The 19260-nt window shown below is 62.9% G+C and carries 14 protein-coding genes; 8 read left to right on the top strand and 6 right to left on the bottom strand.

The genetic code is table 11. From position 1 onward, the window contains the following. Positions 1-48 precede the first annotated feature (48 nt). From epsC to IAE77_RS26300, 3 genes are all read left to right on the top strand, one after another. Positions 49-930: a serine O-acetyltransferase EpsC gene (gene epsC / locus IAE77_RS26310; protein WP_294233260.1), complete on the top strand. Its 882-nt coding sequence runs from the start codon at positions 49-51 to the stop codon at positions 928-930. A 2-nt stretch (positions 931-932) separates the two neighbouring features. Then, positions 933-1571, top strand: a complete 639-nt coding sequence (locus tag IAE77_RS26305) for a SprT family zinc-dependent metalloprotease (RefSeq protein ID WP_294233258.1) — start codon at positions 933-935, stop codon at positions 1569-1571. A gap of 95 nt (positions 1572-1666) precedes the next feature. After that, positions 1667-3979, top strand: coding sequence for a heparinase II/III family protein (locus IAE77_RS26300; RefSeq protein ID WP_294233256.1), 2313 nt, complete (start codon positions 1667-1669; stop codon positions 3977-3979). 5 nt (positions 3980-3984) lie between these two features. On the opposite strand, the gene xerA is transcribed toward IAE77_RS26300, so the two are convergent. The 6 genes from xerA to IAE77_RS26270 are packed head-to-tail and all read right to left on the bottom strand — an operon-like array spanning position 3985 to position 10043. Next, the gene (gene xerA / locus IAE77_RS26295) at positions 3985-4872 is read right to left on the bottom strand and encodes a site-specific tyrosine recombinase/integron integrase (protein ID WP_294233253.1); all 888 of its coding nucleotides are present in this window, start codon (positions 4870-4872) and stop codon (positions 3985-3987) included. A gap of 5 nt (positions 4873-4877) precedes the next feature. Further along, positions 4878-5666 (bottom strand): hypothetical protein, encoded by a 789-nt coding sequence (locus tag IAE77_RS26290; RefSeq protein WP_294233250.1) that lies wholly within the window; start codon positions 5664-5666, stop codon positions 4878-4880. Positions 5667-5689: 23 nt separating this feature from the next. Next, a complete protein-coding gene (locus IAE77_RS26285) occupies positions 5690-7354 on the bottom strand; it encodes an FMN-binding protein (protein ID WP_294233248.1) in 1665 nt (554 codons plus the stop codon). Then, on the bottom strand, positions 7354-7917 hold the full coding sequence (locus IAE77_RS26280) for a Uma2 family endonuclease (RefSeq protein ID WP_294233245.1): 564 nt from the start codon (positions 7915-7917) through the stop codon (positions 7354-7356). The genes IAE77_RS26285 and IAE77_RS26280 overlap by 1 nt, the downstream gene beginning before the upstream one ends. 55 nt (positions 7918-7972) lie before the next feature. After that, positions 7973-9388, bottom strand: a complete 1416-nt coding sequence (locus IAE77_RS26275) for a HAMP domain-containing sensor histidine kinase (RefSeq protein WP_294233242.1) — start codon at positions 9386-9388, stop codon at positions 7973-7975. Further along, the gene (locus tag IAE77_RS26270) at positions 9366-10043 is read right to left on the bottom strand and encodes a response regulator transcription factor (protein ID WP_294233239.1); all 678 of its coding nucleotides are present in this window, start codon (positions 10041-10043) and stop codon (positions 9366-9368) included. Before IAE77_RS26270 ends, IAE77_RS26275 begins: the two co-directional genes overlap by 23 nt. A gap of 110 nt (positions 10044-10153) precedes the next feature. Between IAE77_RS26270 and IAE77_RS26265 the strand changes: the two genes are divergently transcribed. The 5 genes from IAE77_RS26265 to IAE77_RS26245 all read left to right on the top strand — a co-directional run bounded on the left by IAE77_RS26265 (position 10154) and on the right by IAE77_RS26245 (position 19250). After that, positions 10154-12439, top strand: a complete 2286-nt coding sequence (locus tag IAE77_RS26265) for an Ig-like domain-containing protein (RefSeq protein WP_294233236.1) — start codon at positions 10154-10156, stop codon at positions 12437-12439. 22 nt (positions 12440-12461) lie between these two features. Beyond that, on the top strand, positions 12462-13490 hold the full coding sequence (locus IAE77_RS26260; protein WP_294233233.1) for a hypothetical protein: 1029 nt from the start codon (positions 12462-12464) through the stop codon (positions 13488-13490). A 193-nt stretch (positions 13491-13683) separates the two neighbouring features. Continuing rightward, the gene (locus IAE77_RS26255; protein ID WP_294233228.1) at positions 13684-13998 is read left to right on the top strand and encodes a sigma factor; all 315 of its coding nucleotides are present in this window, start codon (positions 13684-13686) and stop codon (positions 13996-13998) included. Positions 13999-14062: 64 nt separating this feature from the next. Then, complete coding sequence (locus tag IAE77_RS26250; RefSeq protein ID WP_294233226.1) at positions 14063-14257, top strand: sigma factor-like helix-turn-helix DNA-binding protein; 195 nt, start codon at positions 14063-14065, stop codon at positions 14255-14257. Positions 14258-14276: 19 nt separating this feature from the next. Continuing rightward, positions 14277-19250: a putative Ig domain-containing protein gene (locus tag IAE77_RS26245; RefSeq protein WP_294233223.1), complete on the top strand. Its 4974-nt coding sequence runs from the start codon at positions 14277-14279 to the stop codon at positions 19248-19250. The last annotated feature ends 10 nt before the right edge of the window (positions 19251-19260 follow it).

Below are 19260 nucleotides of genomic sequence, written 5' to 3'. Positions count from 1 at the left end.
CGCCGCGGCGCTTGAATCCATCTCGCGGCACGGTATCGCTGTGCGCACATGGATTGCCGCCAAAACGAAATCGTCACCAGCCTCATGGCCTCCTACTGCGAGGTGGGCGGGATCAATCATGTCGATTGCGGCAATCTGCCTTCCAAGCGCGCCATCGCGACGTTGTGCGAGGACCTGCTGCACCTGCTGTTTCCCGGGTTCTTCTCGGAAGAGGCGGTGTCGTCGCAGGAACTGGAGGTGATGACGAACGAACTCGTCTCAAGCATCCGCGAACGCCTGAACGTGGAAGTACGGCGCAGCCTGCGGCTCAACGGAGCCACGGAAAACCGCGATGCCGAGGTGTCGGGCCTGGTATGCCGCTTTTTGATGGGGCTGGCGGAAGTGCGGTCGCTTTTACAGACGGACGTCGAGGCGGCGTATGAAGGCGATCCGGCCGCGCGTTGCTTTGAGGAAATCATTCTCGCGTATCCGGGGCTCGAAGCGATTGCGATCCAGCGCACGGCACATGTGCTGTATAAAGAAAACGTTCCCGTGATTCCGCGCATGATGACGGAATGGGCGCACGGGCGCACGGGCATCGACATTCATCCTGGCGCCGAGATCGGCACGCATTTCTTCATCGATCATGGGACAGGTGTGGTGATCGGCGAGACGGCGACGCTTGGCAATCATGTGAAGCTGTATCAAGGCGTGGGCCTCGTGGCGCGTTCGTTGGCCGCGGGCCAGGCGCTGCGTGGCAAGAAGCGTCATCCGACGCTCGAAGACCACGTCACGGTGTATGCCAATGCCACCATCGTGGGCGGCGACACGGTCATCGGTGCCCGCAGCACGATCGGCGCGAATGTTTTCATCCTCGAATCCGTGGCTCCGGACATGACGTATGCGCTCAGCCAGCAGGAGCACCAGGTGAAGCCCAAGAAGCAGAAGTGAGCATGCGCGATTTCTCCCAGCTTTGCTTCGACTTCTCCGCAGCACCGCTGTGGACGCCGTTTCAATCGGTGCGCGAGCTGGCGCCGGTGGAGCCGCCGGAATCGAATGAATCGGGTGACGAATCGGTGCCGGATGGCCGCGATGAGTCGCTGGAGGAGCAGGCGCGCGCCATGCTGCATGCCTTGGAGCTGCCCGGCGGGGCGAAGCTGGTCACAGTGGCCTGGAATGCGCGTCTGCGCAGCACGGCGGGTTATGCGCGGTATCCGAGCTGGACCATCGAGCTGAATCCGCGTCTGCGGGAGTTCGAGGGCCAGGTGGAGCGCACTTTGAAGCATGAGTTGGCGCATTTGATCGCCTACCATCGCAGCGGACGCCGCCGGATCGAGCCGCATGGCCGTGAATGGCGTCTGGCGTGCGCTGATCTCGGCATTCCGGATGAAAAGGCGCAGCATCGCCTGCCGCTGCCGCGCAATGAGGTGGAGCGGAAGCTCAGCTACACCTGTCCGGCCTGCCGCACCGTGGTGCATCGTGTTCGGAAGTTCCGCCGGCCCACCGCGTGCCTGCATTGCTGCAACCGCCACGCGGGCGGTCGCTACGATGGACGCTTCCGGCTGGTCCTGGTGACGGCAACTCAGGCCTGAGGGAGGATTCCGCCAAGCTCCGCCGTGTCCGCTGCGTTTAGGCTTGACCATTCCACTGCAAAAGGCTGCTTTAGCCTTCCACCGCCTCTCCTGCCATGAAACCCACCTCGTGTTTGCTCGCTCTCGCTGTCTCCGGCCTGCTCGCCATCGCTCCTGCCAGCGCCCAAGTTGCTGAAGAATTCCGCATGTGGACGAACACGGCGGGCAAGCAGATCGAGGCGGCCTTTGTCTCCGTCGATGCCGTGGCGAAGACGGTGAAGATCAAGATGAAGGACGGCAAGGAGTTCGACGTGCCGATCGCCAGCCTCATCCCGGCCGATTTTGAATACGCCAAAGCCCGCTACGCCGCCATGCAGGGCGCTCCCGCAGCTCCGGCCGCCACACCGTCAGCACCTGCGGCGCCCGCCGCTCCAGCCGCCGCACCGAAAGGCGGTGCGAAGGTCGCCAGCAAGCCCGCGCCGCCACGTCCGGCGATCACCGTGATCCCCGTATCGAAGTTCAAGGCACCGGCAGCGAATGACTACCTCGGCGGCATTGCCAAGGTGCGTCCGCGTCTGTTGCAAAACGCCGCCGGCTGGGCCGCCATCAAAGGTCAGATCTCCGCCGATCCGGTGCTGGCAAAGCTGATGGAGAACCTGAAAGCCTCTGGTGAGGAACTGCTGAAGGACCCCGAGCTTAACCGCATCAACGGGGAGATTCGCGGCCAGGTCAGCGAGGGCTCCCGCGCCATCTACCGCATGGGGTTGCTGGCGGCGCTGCATTATGGTGACGGCGATTTGAAGTGGAAGGAACGGGCGGTGCGCGAGGCGATCCTGCTATGCGACAAGTCGAACTTCCGCGACTGGCATCCCGAGGAAAGCGACGCGGTCTCAGACATGGTGATCGCCGTCTGCCTGGCCTACGACTGGTTCCGCGATGGTTTCAATGCCCAGCAGGCCACCGACATCCGTACCTTCCTGGATCAAAAAGGCATCGATGCCCTGGTGGCCCACATTGATGACGAACCGGTGCCGGAATCGACCAAAGGTGTCTCCGGCGGTCAGACCGCGCCGAGCAAGGCTCCTGCGAAGGGCAAAGCCAAAGGCCCGCCTGCCAAGGGGGACGACATTCCTCCAGGACGGGAAAAGATGGCCGCAGCTTCGGCGCTGCTGCTCACTGCGATCTGTTTCGCGGATGAGGACATCAACCTCGCCAAGAAAGCCGCGGCTGCTGGTGCGAAAGTGTTCGGCGAAGGCATCCAGCGCTTCGCCCCTGCGGGTGTGTGGCCTGAAGGCATGTCCGCGGGCGATGCCGTGATGGACTACGCCGCGATGGTGATCCAGTCGTTGCGGAGCGCCACTGGCAAGGACCTCGGGCTTTCGATGCTGGAGGGCATTCCGCAGTTCGCCGTGGCACGCATGCATCTTTATGGCCCGACCGGCCAGCCCTTCAACTTTGGCGACAACGCGACCAACTCCGGCAGCCGGCCGTGGATCGCCACCTGGCTGTGCGGCCTTCATGGCAATCCCGGCATCCCGGCCGTGACCGCTGGCGCGAAAATGGCGGTGAACAGCGCCTTCTTCGGCAGCGCGGGCAATTACATCTACTACAACCCGCACGCGGCGGGCCAGGGCACGGCTGACAGCCTGGAGTACGCCATGCCGGGCGGTTTCGTCGCCACCGTTCGTTCCGGCTGGAACAAGGACGACCTGTTCTTCGCCGTCAAAGGCGGCGACAATCGCGACTACAAAGCGCAGCTCGACATTGGCAGCTTTGTTCTCGATGCAGCGGGCCAGCGCTGGGGCATCGAGCTCGGCTCGGAAGGTGACCGCGTTTCTGGCTACGAGGTCAAACCCGGCGCGGACCGCACCAAACGCTTTGAGTATTACCTGGCAGGCACCGCGGGCCAGAACACCCTCAGCTTCGGCGACAATCAGGACCTGGAGGCTCGCGCAGGCGTGCTGATCAGCGCCTCGGCGCCGGAACGAGGCGTCGCCGTGATCGACATGTCGAAGGCTTACTCCAAGGATGCGAAAGACGTGCATCGCGGAGTGATGGTCGTGCGCGGAGCCGCTCCTTATCTGGTCATCCAGGATGACCTGCAGGTGAAGAACACCAAGCCGCTCGTCTGGAACATGCAGACGAAGGCGGAGATCGCCGCGGATGGAGCCACGGCGAAGCTCACCCAGGGTGGGAAGACTTTGATTGCCACGATTGTTTCGCCCCAGGGCGCGACCTTCTCCACGGGCACGCCGCCGGAGGCCGCCAGCGAGCAGGCGCGTGACTTGATCAAGGAGAAGGTCAACATCCTCAAGGCCACGATTCCAGAAGCCAAAGGCCCGCAGAGCCTCTGCATCACCTTCACCACCGCCGCCGAGGCGCCTGCGCACACCGTGCAGCCCATCGCCGAGTGGGTGAAGGCGAAGTGAGCCTGTCACGCCCGCGGGTGCGCGGCCTCATAGACTTCCTTCATGCGCTGCGTGGAGACGTGCGTGTAGATCTGCGTCGTCGAAAGGCTCGCGTGGCCCAGCAGCTCCTGCACGCTGCGCAGATCCGCGCCGTTGTTCAGCAGATGCGTGGCAAAACTGTGCCGCAGCTTGTGCGGTGTCAGATGAACCGGCAGCCCTGACGCCTGCCAGTATTTGGTGATCACATCCCCCACCGCCTGACCGGTGATGCGCCGCCGCAGCTTGCTCAGAAACAACGCCCCAGCATGCACGCCCGCCTGCATGCGATAGCGCTGCACCGCCTCCAGAGCCTTGCTGCCCACGGGGCAGATGCGCTCCTTGCTGCCTTTGCCCAGGACACGCACCGTTTCCGTGTAGGTGTCGATGTCCTCCACATTCAGCGCCACCAGCTCGCTCAGGCGCATGCCGGTGCTGTAAAACATCTCCAGGATCGCCGCGTCACGCGCCGGTGCCCAGACCGCGTCACGCTTCGATTTCTCCATCGTCAGCGGCAGATTGAGCATCTGGTCGATCTGCGTCACCGTGAGCACCACCGGCAGCTTTTTCTCGCGTTTTGGCAGTTGTACCTCCAGCAGCGGATTCGTCTTCCAGCCACGACGACGCGTCAGCCATTTGAAAAAACTGCGCAGGGCGGCGAATTGCAGCCGGATCGTCGCACGACCGCGTTCCTGCTTCATCAAATCGAAGAGAAACGCGCGGAAATCATCCGCCGTGAGCTTGTCCCAGCCTTTGAACGGCTCCCGCCACTCGCGGAACTGCCGCAGTGCCAGCTCGTAGTTCGTCACCGTGCGGTCCGACGAACGCCGCTCGGACTCCATGAACATCAAGAACTCGTCGGCCAGCTTGTCAGCCATGGCGGTCAGCCTCCATTGCGTGCCGCACGGCAGGCGCTGCAGATCTCATCTCCGGAGTCCAGCACACGGAAGTCCAGATGCGGATCATCCAGCTCCGTCTTCTTGCAGACGGAACACTGATGGAAAAACGTGTCCTGCGGAATCTTCGCTGATTCAAACCGCCCGCGCCGGGCCGCCACCTTCCCCTGCTGCAGCCACATCTTCACAAAGTGCGGTCCGAACACGATGAGGAAGTTCAGATTCGCGAACACGATCAAAAGGATCGCTGACGGTGCGCCCAGAAACATGAAAAACATCGCCCCCGCATCCAGCAGCGCGATCCACTTCATCTTCAGCGGGATGATGAAGAACAGCAGGATCTCCTCGTTCGGAATCAGTGCCGCCACCGCAAAGATCAGCGTGTTGAACAGCCAGTAGCTGCTCAGCGGAAAGCCGAAGAAGATGCTCCAGACTCCGAGGCTCAGCACCAGCCAGCCGACATACAGGTTCACCCGGAACGCGCCCCATGCCTCCTCCAGCACACGTCCCAGCCACAGGCTGAAGGAAGAGATGCAAAGGCAGGCGAACGCACTGCTGAATGATGGCACCAGCACGTGCGAAAGCAGCAACCAGACGTGGCCGGACAGGATCTTGCCCGAATCCGGCACCAAGGCCGTCAGCACCCCTTCCCTGGTCTCCACCGGGCCGTAACGCAGAAGCAGAAACACGATCAACTGCAGGATCGCGATGATCTGCACCAGGCCGGGGATCGCGAACCGGCCGAATTTGGACTCTAAGGAGGAGATGATGCGCATGAACGCCTGTTGGTAGCCTCTTTTCAGCCGCCAGCCAACAGAAGAACGCCCGCCACACACAGCGCGGCCAGCCAGTCACGCGTACCGAAACGATCCGCGTCGCCGGTGAAGCGCAGCAGCTTGAACAACGCGCCCGTCGGGCAACCAAAGCGGCAATAAGCCAGCGGCGTGACCAGCGACCACAGCAATCCACCCACCGCGATCGCGATGCTGGCCCAGCCGGCCACGCGAAACACATACGCGTCGAACGGCTCCAGCGCGTTCAGATTGAGCGGCAGTGCGATGGCGACGCTCAGCAGCACGAACGCGAGCAACAGGAACGGCAGCTTGGTCAAAACACGCTCCACCGGCTTCGAAGGCGACCACTGGAAGCGCAACCTTCGTGCCACGAGCTGCTGCAAGGCTCCGTGCGGGCAGATGTGGTGGCAGTAGAGCTGCTTGCTGGTGAAAACCGGACCCAGCAATGCCACAGCGGCCAGCAGCACCAGCCCCTGCGCATTCCGCCACGGCGTGCCATGCGCCGCCCAGCCGACGAGCAATCCCTGCGAGAGCATTTCACCCGCGATGAAGCCGCCGTAGAGCACCAGCAGCGCATGATGTCCATGGCGGCACCATGCGATGCCACGCAAGCGCGTGAAAGCCATCGCAAATGCGGCGGCGATGATCGCCACATGCCCCGTGTCCTGCCAGCGCCAGCGAATGCGCGTCCACCAGCCGCGTTTCGCCTCCTTTTCCTTGATGAGCGACTGCGCACGCACCCGCACACCTTCGGCGATGCCGTAGCTCGTCTGTGTCGCGCCGGAGACGCCTTCCACACCGGCTTCGGCAAAGTCGATGTTCGCGATCTGCTCCAGCGCCATGCCGTCAAACGTCTTCAAAAACGCCGGATCACCGGTGACGTAGCCGACATACTGCTCCGTGTCATAACTGCGGCGCAAAGCGATGCCGCGCAGCGTTGAACCGCTCGCATCCATCAGCATGAAAGTGTCGCTTGGGCCTTTGTAGCCCACGATGCCATCCGAAGCCGGTGCTGTGCGCACGGCGAGCGCGATCGTTTCGCCCGTCACATCCAGAACTTCCTGCGAACCGGGATGCGTCGTCGATTCGCGCAGCTTCGCAGCCTGCGGCTCGATTTTTTTCACCTCGTCGAGAGTGATCGCGTCTGGAAAGCGCAGCGATGTCGTCGCGCTTTTGCCGAGACGACGCAGAACGCCCTCCGCGATCGCGCTGCTGGTCAGTGTCGCGCCTGAAACACCATCCACGCGCAGATTCGCCACCTCAGCCGGCTTCTTGTTCGTGAACTGCTTGAAGAACGACCGCTCTCCGACCACCTCCGCCACGTGATCCGTCGTGTCACCGCTGTGCAGGATGCGCAGCCCCAGCACCTTGCCGCGTGAGTCCAGCGCGATGAGCGTGTTCGTCGGCCCCGCGTAGCCGATGATGTCATCCGCCTCCGGTGAAGTCTGCATCACATGCCCGAGCGTGATGCCGGACCCGTCCTTGACCATCTGCATCCCATTCTGCGGCATCAAAACGGCTGCAGCGGGGAAAAAGTCCCGCACTCGCTCCACCGTCAGCTCCGCCATCTCCGTCTGCTGCGCCCGGCGGATCGCCACCACGGCCGCTGCGAGCAACGCCACGCGCCAGAGGCGCAGGGCGAGCGTTTTCCAGTGGCGGACCGGCCCCATCAGGTCAGCAATGGGTCCAGCCGCACCGCGAACCCAGGAAACAGGCTGCTGCGAGCCTCCTCGTTGGGTGAGAATTCACTGCGCGTGCCATAACCAGATACGGCCGGGTGTTGAAACAAAACCAGCGACCCGTTTTCAGGTTCGAACAGCCAGTATTCCTTGATCCCGGCCTCGGCGTAAACGGCAGCCTTGCTGCGGTCGCGTTGAAGGGTGTTGATGGCAATCTCGATGACCAGTTCGGCGGTGGTGGGGTGATGGTGCTCGTAATCCTCTATCTTTCCGGCAAAAACGGCCACATCCGGTTCCGGCTCAGATCTCGCGCACGTGATCGGGCACTCTCGATCCACGAAAAACCCGTCGGGCAGCGCGTTTTCGAGCAGGCGCTGGAGCTTCCGCGCCAGGGATTGATGCATGGGCGACTTGGACATCTTGGTGAACAACACTCCCTCCAGCAGTTCGACATCATCACCGATCAATCCGAGCCGTCCCGCCTCGTGGTAAAACTCCACGGTGAGGGGATACACGGTCTGCCGCGCTTCCGGCGTGTCGAGGACACTGATCATGGATTCAGTGTAGTGGGAAGGACCGGAAGGTGCAAAACTTACTTTCTTCCGAGCCTCACACCCCATTCGCGCTGGCGAGCGGGTCTCCGGCGGGCAGTTCGATCCAGAACTCGGCGCCGCCTTCGTCGCGGTTGCGGCAGCCGGTGTTGCCGTTGTGCGCATGGGCGAGCGCCCGCACGAGGCTGAGGCCGAGTCCCATGCCGGGCGTGTTGGCCGTGGCGGCACTGCCGCGCACGTAGCGCTGCCAGATTTTGTCGAGATCTGCCGCAGTGAGGCCAGGACCCGTGTCAATCACGGAAATCCGGGCTTGATCATCGCGGACAGCCAGTACGAGGCGGACGGTGCCGCCGCGGGGCGTGTACGCGAAGGCATTGTCGAGCAGATTGGCGACGGCTTGATTGATGCGCTGGCGGTCCAGCAGCGCCCATCTCGACTCGGATGCCTCCAAGGCGAAGGTCAGGCCGCGCTCGTCGGCAGCAGCCTTGTAGAGATCGTGCAAATCGGTGAGCAGCTCGCGAAGATCGAGGATCTCCAGGTGGAGCTTGAGTGCCTTGTGCTCGCCAGCGCGGGTGGTGAGGATGGTCTGCACGAGTTCGACGGCACGATCGATCTCCTCCAAGCCACGCGCTGCCGCGTCGCGGGCCGTTTCGTTGTCGGTGTGGTCGTGAAAGGTCTCCAAATTGCCACGGATGCGTGCCAGCGGGGTGCGCAGTTCGTGCGCGAGGTTGTCGTTCGCATTTTGCAGCTCGGAGGTGAGGGCGTCGATGCGGTCGAGGCCGTGGTTGAAGGCCTTGGCGAAGGCTTGCAGTTCAGGCACGGCCCCGGGGGCCTGGAGACGTGCGTCGGTGCTGCCTTCGGCCAGGCGTCGCGTGCTGCTCATCATTTCCTGCACCGGCCGCAGCACGTGCCGCACGAACCACCACAGCGGCAGCAGCATGAACGCGGCCGACACGAGGCCGGCGAGCCGCAGATGCCCGCGAATGTGCTCCACATAGGCGCGATCCTCGGCATCGGTGCGGCCGAACCAGAGTAGATTGCCGTCATTGAGCACCTGGCAGCCTGCCAGCAGCTCCTGCTCCTTGCCGGCGTGTTGGATGGTCATGAGCAGGGTCTCGGAGAGCTTCAGTTTCTTCGGGGTCTTCGCCGGCCATCGATAACCCTCCACCGCACGCGGGATCTGCTCGAACAGCACGGTTCCGTCCGGCTGGGTGATGCGCACGGCCTGGTCGTTCTCATGGCCGCCTGCGGCGAAGACATCCTTGATCTCCTTGAGGCCGTTGCGGTTGTAGAGCACCGCGTACTCGCCCAGGTCATCGAGCACCACGGCGCGGGCGATGGTGCTGAGGTTCTGCTTCATCGTCCATCCGGCGACGGAGATGCACAGCGCGGTGCTGCACACGAGCAGGATGGTGAGCAGCAGCCCCAGCCGCCAGATGGATGACAGGCGCTCAGGGAACAGTTTTGAAAACATAGCCTTTGCCGCGGACGGTTTGCAGGTGGGAGGGCTGTCCTGGCGTGTCGATCTTGCGCCGCAGGCGGCAGATCATCGCATCCACGACGTTCGTCCCGGGATCAAACTGGATGTCCCAGACTTTTTCGAGCAGGAATTTCTTGGTCAGGGTCCTGCCCTCGTTGGCCAGCAGCACTTCCAGAAGCGTCCACTCCCGCGGTTGTAGCTCCACCACGTTTTCACCCTCGCGCAGGCGACGCTTGACGGGATCCATGGCCCAACGGCCGAACTGCCGGATGCCCGCGTGTGGTGGTGCGCCGGAGCGGCGTTCCATGGCCTCCAGCCGCGCCAGCAGCTCTTCCACGGCGAACGGTTTGATCACGTACTGGTCGCCACCCGCCTTGAAACCGCGGACGCGGTCGGTCACATCGCCACGGGCGGTGAGGAAGAGCACCGGCACGCCAAAACCGCGCGCGCGCATCTGCTCCACGGCCGTGAAGCCATCCATGTCCGGCAGCCCGACATCGAAAATGGCGGCGTCAAAGGCCTCTTTCGCCAGCAATCGCAGCGCCGTCTCCGCACGATCCACATGCGTACAGGCATGGCCTGCCTCACGCAGCCAGAGCTTGGTCTGGCGCGCGAGCTCGGCATCGTCTTCCACGAGGAGCAGGTGCATGGCGCGTTGGGAGGCCGTTTTGACATGAAATGGCCGCCGCGTCAGCACCTTTTCGTTTCATTACCAAACGCTAACGTGCCCGGGGTGCGATTTTCCGGTGTAATGGCGGCATGAAATCCAACCTGCTGCGTGCCGGTGTCGTGGCGCTTCTCGTGCTGAGTCTGGCCTGTCAGTCTTTTGCCGGAGGCGGCCAATGGACGGTGGTGGCCTGGAACAATCTGGGCATGCACTGCATGGATGATGATTATTCCGTCTTTTCCATCCTGCCGCCCTTCAACACGATCAATGCGCAGGTCATGGATGCGGCTGGTCATCTCATCACCGATCCTGCGGCGGCGGGCATCACGGTGTCGTATCAAGCCATCGCGAATCCCGATGGCTCGATCAATACCACGGCGCTCGGAAAGACGAACTTCTATGATTTCGCCGCCGTCCTCTACGGGGCGAATCTGCCTGTCGATGCCGGTTTGGCCGGAAAGTCGATGCCCGGGGCCGCGAACACGCCACAAGCCATGAACTGGGTCGCGGGCATGAACTGGTTTGAGGCTGCTGGCATCCCGATCTGCCCCACCGACGATGCTGGGCACAAAAACGCGTATCCGCTGATGCGTGTGTCCGTCAAAAACGCCTCGAACACCGTGCTTGCGAGCGCCGACATCGTTGTGCCGGTCTCGGATGAGATGGATTGCCGTGCGTGCCACACATCCGGCACCGGTTCCGCTGCGGCCATGCCCGCCGCAGGTTGGGTGAACGACGCGAACGACAAGCGTGACTTCCGTCTGAACATCCTGCGCCTGCACGACGAGAAAAACGCCGCGAAACCTGCCTACGCCGCCGCTTTGGCCGCGATGGGTTATCCCTCGCAGGGCCTTTATCACAGCGTGGTGAATGCCAACAAGCAGGTGCTGTGTGCGCATTGTCATGCGTCGGAGGCGCTGGGCACCGGCGGTGCGGCGGGTGTGCCGCCGCTGACGGCTGCGATGCACTCGAAGCACGCCACGGTCATCAATCCGACCAACGGCCTCCAGCTCGACAATATCGCCAGCCGCAACTCCTGCTACATGTGCCATCCCGGCAGCGAGACGCGCTGCCTGCGCGGCGCGATGGGCAGTGCGGTGAATCCCGCCGATGGCTCGCTCGTGATGCAATGCCAGAGCTGCCATGGCAACATGGCCGCCGTTGGTGCCTCCACACGCACCGGCTGGCTGCATGAGCCGAACTGCCAGGCCTGTCACAGCGGCGATGCGCTGGCGAACGAAGGTCAAATTCGCTTCACCAGCGTTTTCACCACCGGCACCACCATGCGTGTGCCTGCGAACCAGCGCTTTGCCACGAATGCGAATACGCCCGCCGCTGGCATCTCGCTGTTTCGTTTCTCGAAAGGCCACGGCGGGCTCGTTTGCAGCGCCTGTCATGGCAGCACGCATGCGGAGTATCCGTCGCTGCATCGCGACGACAATGTGTATGCCTGGAACAAGCAAGGGCATCGGGGCAAGCTCGCGGACTGCACCGTTTGCCATGCCACCATGCCCACGAACAGCGTCGGCGGCCCGCATGGCATCCATCCCATCGGCAGCACGAATTGGGTGCGTGATCATGCCGACATCGCACGCAACGTGGGTATCAACGAATGCCGCGAATGCCACGGCAGCGACTACCGCGGCACAGCGCTCTCTCGGGCGCAGGCTGATCGCTCGCTGAGCACGAAATTTGGCATCCTCACGCTAAAACGCGGCATGGAGGTGAGCTGCTACTACTGCCACAACGGCCCCAGCAGCAGCGATCCGAGCACGCACGCCGGACCCACCGTCGCCAGCGGCCAGCTCAGCGTGCCGCTAAATACACCCACCAGCATCACCCTCACTGCCAGCGGCACGAATCCGCAGCTCCGCGTCATCCAGCAGCCCATGCACGGCACCATCGGCATCGCCGCCAAAGTCGCGACGTATTTCCCCGATCCCGGCTACAGCGGCCCGGATGTCTTCACCTACATCGCGAGCGACAGCGGCAGCTACATCGACTCCAAGCCCGCGACCATCTCCGTCACCGTCGGCGGCACCGATTACACGCTCGACACCGATGGCGACGGCATCCGCGACTGGATCGAATACGCGCTCGGCCTCGATCCCGTGCTGCCGAGCCCCTCGAAGCCCGTGAACGCCATCGAAAACGTCGGCGGCACGAATTACCTCACGCTCCGCGCCTTCCGCGGCCCCATGCTGCCGCCCGACATGCCTGTGACGATCAAAACCTCCGGCGATCTCCTCAACTGGACTGCCGGCACCATCCTCACGAACACCACCAGCGAACTCAAAGTCCGCGACACCGTCCCCGCGAACAACGCACCCGCCCGTTTCATCCGCATCGAGGCCACGCGGCAGACGCCGAATCCGTGAGGAGAATCTACCCTCTGCCGACATGAAAACACCTCGTTCACCGACTTTCACCGGGGCAATCGTCCTCCTCGTCGCCTGGATTCAGGTCGTGACGGCCTTCGCGGTGACGTACACGAATGTCTTCTTCAATGCCGCACAGACGCGGACCGTGCTGGCTTCGAGCATCAATTCCGTGACGATCCGCAGCGGCGACTACACCTTCACCTATTCCGTGGACGGTTACTGGTCCCCGGTGCAAGGCGGACAGCCGACGGGGCGATTTTTCAGTGTGAACTGGCCCACGGGCGTGCAGGCGCAGGCGATCACCGCCGGGCCGCTGTTGGGCAAGGGAGCCAACATCACCCTCAAGCGGGCGGACGGTAAAAAGTTCGACCTGAAGGCATTCACTGGAAAAATCCTGCTCAACACGGCCGGGGCTGGCGCGGCGTTTGAAATCATGCCGCTGGTGGATGGTGAGGACGCCTTCAACGATCCGCTGATGTACGACTGCACGGGTTACGGTGGCGCTTCGTTCTCCTACACGCCGTCGCTGGTGAACTACGACACGTACAAGATTCACATGTGGGGCGATTTTGCGCTCACCGCGCTCACCCTGATCGACACGAATCCGCCCCTGCCGCCGCTGACATTCAACATCACCGCCAGCGTGTCATCTCCTGGCGTGGGCACAGCGGCCGGCGCGGGAACCTTTGACAGCGGGACCTCCTGCACCCTCACGGCCACCGCGAACCCAGGCCACTTTTTCGTCAACTGGACGGAGGCCGGCGTCGAGAAAAGCACGCTGCCAGACTACACATTCACTGTGGGTGCCGACCGGGTGCTCGTGGCCAATTTTGCCGTGCTGCCAGTGATGGAGGTGACCCCGCCTGCCACTCCGGCGGGCGATTTCCAGTTCACGTGGCCTTCCTCGCTGGACTGGCTGCTCGAAGAGAGCGGCGATCTCCTGGACTGGACGCCATCAACGCAGATCATCACGACCAGCGGCGGGCGGAACCAGATCAGCATCCCATCTTCGAGCGGCGGGCTGTTCTTCCGGCTGGTGAAGCCGTGAGCAAACGGGGTTCCGTAACCATCCCGTTACTTCATTACCAATCGCTAACGTGTGATGGAGCCCCGGCTGTGGCTAGATGGTGCTGTCGAGGAAGACGAGTGCTCCTCCGGCACCACAAATCCTACCAAATGGTTACCGAGCCAGGGTTCCCATCGGACGGGACAAGTGGTTCCATTTCACGCAAGCCCATCTCATGAACTCCGTCAGCCCACAGATGCCCGAAGCCGCCCGCGATGAGCGCGGTGCGTGGTTCATGCAGGCATTGCGGGGGGATTCCGACGCGGCCACACGGCTTTACGATGCCTGCGTGCCAGCCATCCGCGTGTGGCTGAGCTCACGTGTGGCGGAGGACATCGCCGCTGAATGTGCGCATGAGGCGATGGTGCGTGCGTTCAGGCATGGCAGGCGCTTTGAGCCGGGACAGAGCTTTCTGGCCTGGCTGCGCACGATTGCCTGGCATCTGGCGCTGAAGGAACTGCGCAACACAAACGCGCCGCCGGGCGCGTGAGGCGGCCTATCATGCGGAAAGCCGCCTGCACTCGTCCACCGATCATGCCACGGACCGCAGGCTGATGGCCGCGCTGACGCATCAGGTCTCCACGTTGCCGCCTGATCAGCAGGATCTCATTCAACGTCGCTTTCACCTGCGACACTCCCATGGGGAGATCGCGGCCTCGTTGGGCCGCACGCGCGTGGCGGTGTCCGTCAGCCTGCACCGCATTTGCAAACGCCTCCGCTCCGATCTGGAGCAGCACGCCCGCCTTTGAACCAAAACAACACACGATCATGACACGCATCCTGTTCGCCCTCATCACCCTGGCGGCCCTGCTCGCTGGTGAAACTGCCCGCGCCAGCATCGCCTACGGCAGCATCAACAACTTCGACACGGTCAACGACACCGGGCACGTCTGCCACGGCTTCGAAATCGAGATCGAGGACTGCCGCACGACGGACATCACCTACACCTACAATTACAACCACTACGGCGTGCCGCGCTTTGAGCAGGATGACACGGACCCGCTGCATCCGAAGTGCCGCATCCGCTGGGAGAGCAAAAAGAACGCGGATGGATCCTGGGCGGCCTACACAGCGATCCCGAGCGGCCCGATCGCGCCGACAAACGGCCACATGTTCACGAATCCGAGTGTGAACTTCGGCGGCGAGCACTTTGGCGTCGGCTACAGCAAGGCGGTCGGTGCCATCCGCTACAACTGGCTCATCGACAATGGCAGCGGTGCTCTCATTCACGGCGGTGCGGTGCAGGTGGCGACGCCGCAGTTCACCTACTTTCCGCCGGTCGTCGGCGTGGCGGCGCAGGTGCAGGCGGTGATCCAGCCGCCCGTGCCACCGGTGCCGCCCGTGAAGGAATTCGGCAAGGCGGTGTGGGTGAAGGAGATCAAGACCACCACGCACAACAACAAGGAGATCAAGCTGCGTGAGCTGGTGAGCGATGATCCCGCCAAGGCCGACGACAAAAACTGGGCGAATGGCGAGCCGGACGAGGTCGAAACGGAGTGGCGCATCCTGCAGAAGCGCAACATCCCGGATGGGGGCGCGAATGACGAGCTGGCTGGTGCGCCCGAGGATCTGCCGAATGGCGACGAGGTGGTGACACGGCGCTACGAGTTCTACAAGTACACCGGACCGCTCGACGGCGAGAGTGGCGAGGCAATGGCGGACACGGTCGATCCCGATGGCGTGCATGGCGAAGGCATGCGAACCTACAATCATCACATGGTCGGCGGCGAATGGGTGACTGTCACCGAGGACATGGCGACGAAGGTGGTCGTGGGCGATTTCACCGGCTCCCAAATGGCCGCGGTGGATGTGGAAGCACCAGTCGGACTCATCGACCATGTGAGCGAAGGCATGATCAACTCGCCCTACGCCGCCCGCACAGTCGTCATCGAGGGGGCCCTGCCCTTCACAGCCGTGAGAGAGGGCGATCTGCCGCCGGGAATGAGCTTTGACGAAGTCACCGGCGTGCTCTCCGGCACTCCCACCGCCAGCGGAAGTTTCCAGTTCAAGATCACCGCCAGTGACGAGGTTCACCCGGATGTGTCGAAGAATTACACCCTCATCATTGCCGCCGCAGGAGCGCCCCCTCCTCCGGCCAGCTTGCTGGACACCACGGTTTCACCTGTGGGCAGCGGCACCACGACTGGCGACGGTTCGTATGGCATCGGCGCCGATGCCACGGTGACGGCGACGCCGACCGCAGGCTATGCCTTTGCGAACTGGACGGACAATGGCACCGTCGTCAGCACCAACAGCAGCTACACGCTCACGATGGACGTGAATCACTCGCTGGTGGCGAATTTCCTGCCGGTCTTCGCTTTGACGACCAGCTCGTCCCCGATCGCGGGTGGCACCACGACCGGCGACGGTCAATTCAGTGAAGGCGACAGCGTGACCGTCACCGCCACGCCAAACGCGGGCTACACTTTCGTCAACTGGACCGAAGGCGGCGCTGTGGTGGGCAACACCTCCAGCCTGACCTTCAACATCGCCTCCGACCGCGATCTGGTGGCGAATTTCACGCAGGGCACGGCCTACTCGATCTCCACCTCCGCCACACCGGCGCTCGGCGGCACCACGACGGGCGCTGGCAGCTACGCCAGCGGTTCCAGCGTGACGGTGACGCCCGCCACGAATCCCGGCTACGCTTTCGTCAACTGGACGGAAGGCGGCAACCCGGTCAGTGCGAACTCCAGCTACACCTTCACCGCCACGGCCAGTCGCACCCTCGTGGCCAACTTCACCCTTCTCGGCGGCACACCACGCACCATCACCACGGCGTCCTCACCTGCGGGAGCGGGTACGCTGACTGGCGCAGGTGTTTACGCGGATGGATCGAGCGTCACCGTGACGGCGACGGCCAATCCGGGCTACAAATTCTCCAAGTGGAAGAACGGTGGCTCAAACGTGAGCTCCACCCCGTCCTACACCTTCACCGCGACGGCCAATGTCACCCTCACGGCGACCTTCACGCAGGTCTATTATGTCACCACCACCTCCGCTCCCGCCGCCGGCGGCACGACCGAGATGGACAGCTCCAGCTACAAGCTCGACGAGAACGCCCGGGCCGACGCCACACCGAATGCTGGTTATCAATTCGTGAACTGGACGGAGAACGGTACCGTCGTCAGCACTGCAAACCCCTACAACTTCAATGTGACCGGGAATCGCGATCTCGTGGCAAACTTCGCGCCGATCGGCGGTGTCACCATCACTGCGAGCGCGGCTCCTGCCGCTGGCGGCACCGTCAGTGGTGGCGGTGCGGTGGCCAGTGGAGCCAACGTCACGCTGACAGCCACGTCGAACGCCGGCTACGGCTTCGTGAACTGGACTGAAGGCGGCGCTCCCGTGAGCAACAACCCGGCTTACAGCTTCACCGCGACAGCGAATCGCACCCTCGTGGCGAACTTTGTCGCAGGCAATGTCATCGGAGCGGCGGCCAGTCCGCTCACCGCAGGAAATGTGAGTGGTGGTGGCGTGGTGGCCTCAGGTGCGAGTGTCACGCTTTCGGCAGTGCCTCTTCCCGGCTATGCTTTCGTGAACTGGACCGACGCCACCGGCACGGAAGTCAGTGTCGATGCCAGTTACACCTTCACCCCCACGGCGGCGGGCGTGTTCACGGCCAACTTCGCACCGGTGCCGGTCACCATTCCGTTCGATTTCGACACCGCGTCACCGCAACTGCTGCTGGAACTGCCGCTGCCATTTGACCAGCTCAACGGCGGCTACACGGCGTCCTTCTCTTCGACCGCAGCAGGCGACTTCAAAGTGACCACCGAAGCCGCGAGCGGCCGTGTTTTGTCGCAGTTCAGCGGAAACTACCTCGATCCACAGGTGGATGATGCGGTGCTCATGGTGCAGTTCGACCAGCCGGTGACCGGCGTGAGTCTCGACTTCGCCACGGTGGAGGCGTTGAATGTTCCCGTGGCCTCCACGGTGCAGATCACCGCAATCGACAACTCCAGCGGTGCTCCGGTGATTGTGGGCACGGCCATTGCGCACGGAACTGTCACGCCGGGAGACACCTTGCCGGTGGGTTCCCTCTCGCTGAACACCGCTGACGCCAGTTTCGATCAAATCATCGTTCAGTTGCCAGACGCGCCCGCCGGCGCCCGCCGTTTCCTGGTGGACAATTTGGTGATCAGTCCCGCATCCAGCACCGGAGGCAGTCTGCTGCTGGCCAATCCAAACTGGAACATCACCCTCACCGACTTCGGTTACTCCGACTTCCTGCTCGACAACACACCCGGCTTCGAAGGTCGCGAGTATCTCTCCGGTGAATGGGGCAGCGCCATTGCATACACCCGGAACGGTCAGACGAAGAATCCCACCTGGTTCGAGCCCAACTTCCTCTTCCCGGACTGGCAGACGAATTCCGACTTCCATGTGGTCACGCCGATCCACCTCGTCGGAATCAACCTCGACGGCCTGCCCATCGCGGAATCCGTCATCGCAAACGACGACATCGAAGTCACGCTCCGCTTTGAAATGGTGGACACCGTCGTCGGCACGCCGATGGGCGTCACGCCGGCGTCTTCGGCGTCGGCAGCCGATCACGTCAACAGCAACCGCTACGTCATGAACCAGACCTTCGTGGTCAAGAACATCAGCGGCACGACCCTCAGCAACATCCAGCTCTTCCAGTTCCTGCACGGCTTCATCTCGCAGCACGGGCAGTATGACAACCGCAGCTACGCCGGGAAGCTGACGGAATACCAATACGACATGACGATGTCGGGCATCGATGAAGGTGCTTCTGGTTCAGGAAGCTCCAGCGTGGGGCTTGAGGACCTCATCGGCTTCCATGCCAAGCTCGCTCCGAGCGCCTTCGAGATCGGCAGCTATGGCACGGAGGGCAATGGCATCGACGACCATTCCGTCGGCAAGCCCAGTGACGGCGTTCATCTGTCCGTGGAGGACAACTGGCAGCATGCGCCCTATCTCGGCCGCAAAAACCGCGACAGTTTTGCTCCGTCGCACCGCTGGGTCAGCGGAGCCCAGCGCTGGGAGCTCGGAAGCCTTCCGGATGGCCAGAGCGTGAGCTTTGACGTCGTCCTCAGCCTGCTCACCGGCACCAAGGTCATCGTCACCGGTGGCGGCTCGAATGGAACGGGTGGCGGCGGCAGTTGCAATGGCGGCTCCGGCCACACTGGCGGCGTCGATTTCGAGTTCGAGGACATCGACCAGGAAGGCACCTTCTTTGGCGAATACTCCGAGGCCGATGATGACGAGATGCAGGAACGTGAGGACGATGGCGAGTTCTCGTTGCCCAGCTTCGAGCTTCCGAACGGCACGCGCCGTCAACGCTGGAACCTGAAATACAGCGGGGCTCACACGGGCAGCATCAAACTGAAGTTCGCCTACAATCCGGCGCTCCTTCCCGCCGGCTACGATGAGAACCAGCTCGTCATCTACCACTTCCGCAACGGCCAGTGGGAGAAGCTGCCCTGCAAGGTCAATCCTGTCACCAACACCATCGAGGCCGTCACCCCCAGCCTCAGCCCCTTCATGCTGGGCGTGAATGACGTCGTCGTGAAACCGGATGTGAAGCTTTCCGTCACCACGCCCGGAAATTTTGATGTTTCCTGGCCGGATTCCTTCACCGGCTGGCAGCTCCAGGAGAGCCCCAACCTCAGCACCTGGACGAATTCAACCCGCCCAATCATCAACGATGCAGGCACGAACAAGGTCGTGGTGCCTGTGAGCTCCGGCGTGAAATTCTTCCGCTTGCTGAAGCCGTGACGCTTGTGCG

This window comes from Prosthecobacter sp. (genome assembly GCF_014879935.1).
In the GTDB taxonomy this organism is placed as follows: domain Bacteria; phylum Verrucomicrobiota; class Verrucomicrobiia; order Verrucomicrobiales; family Verrucomicrobiaceae; genus Prosthecobacter.
Note: the sequence above shows the minus strand (reverse complement) of the source record. Positions and strands in the feature narration are given on the sequence as shown.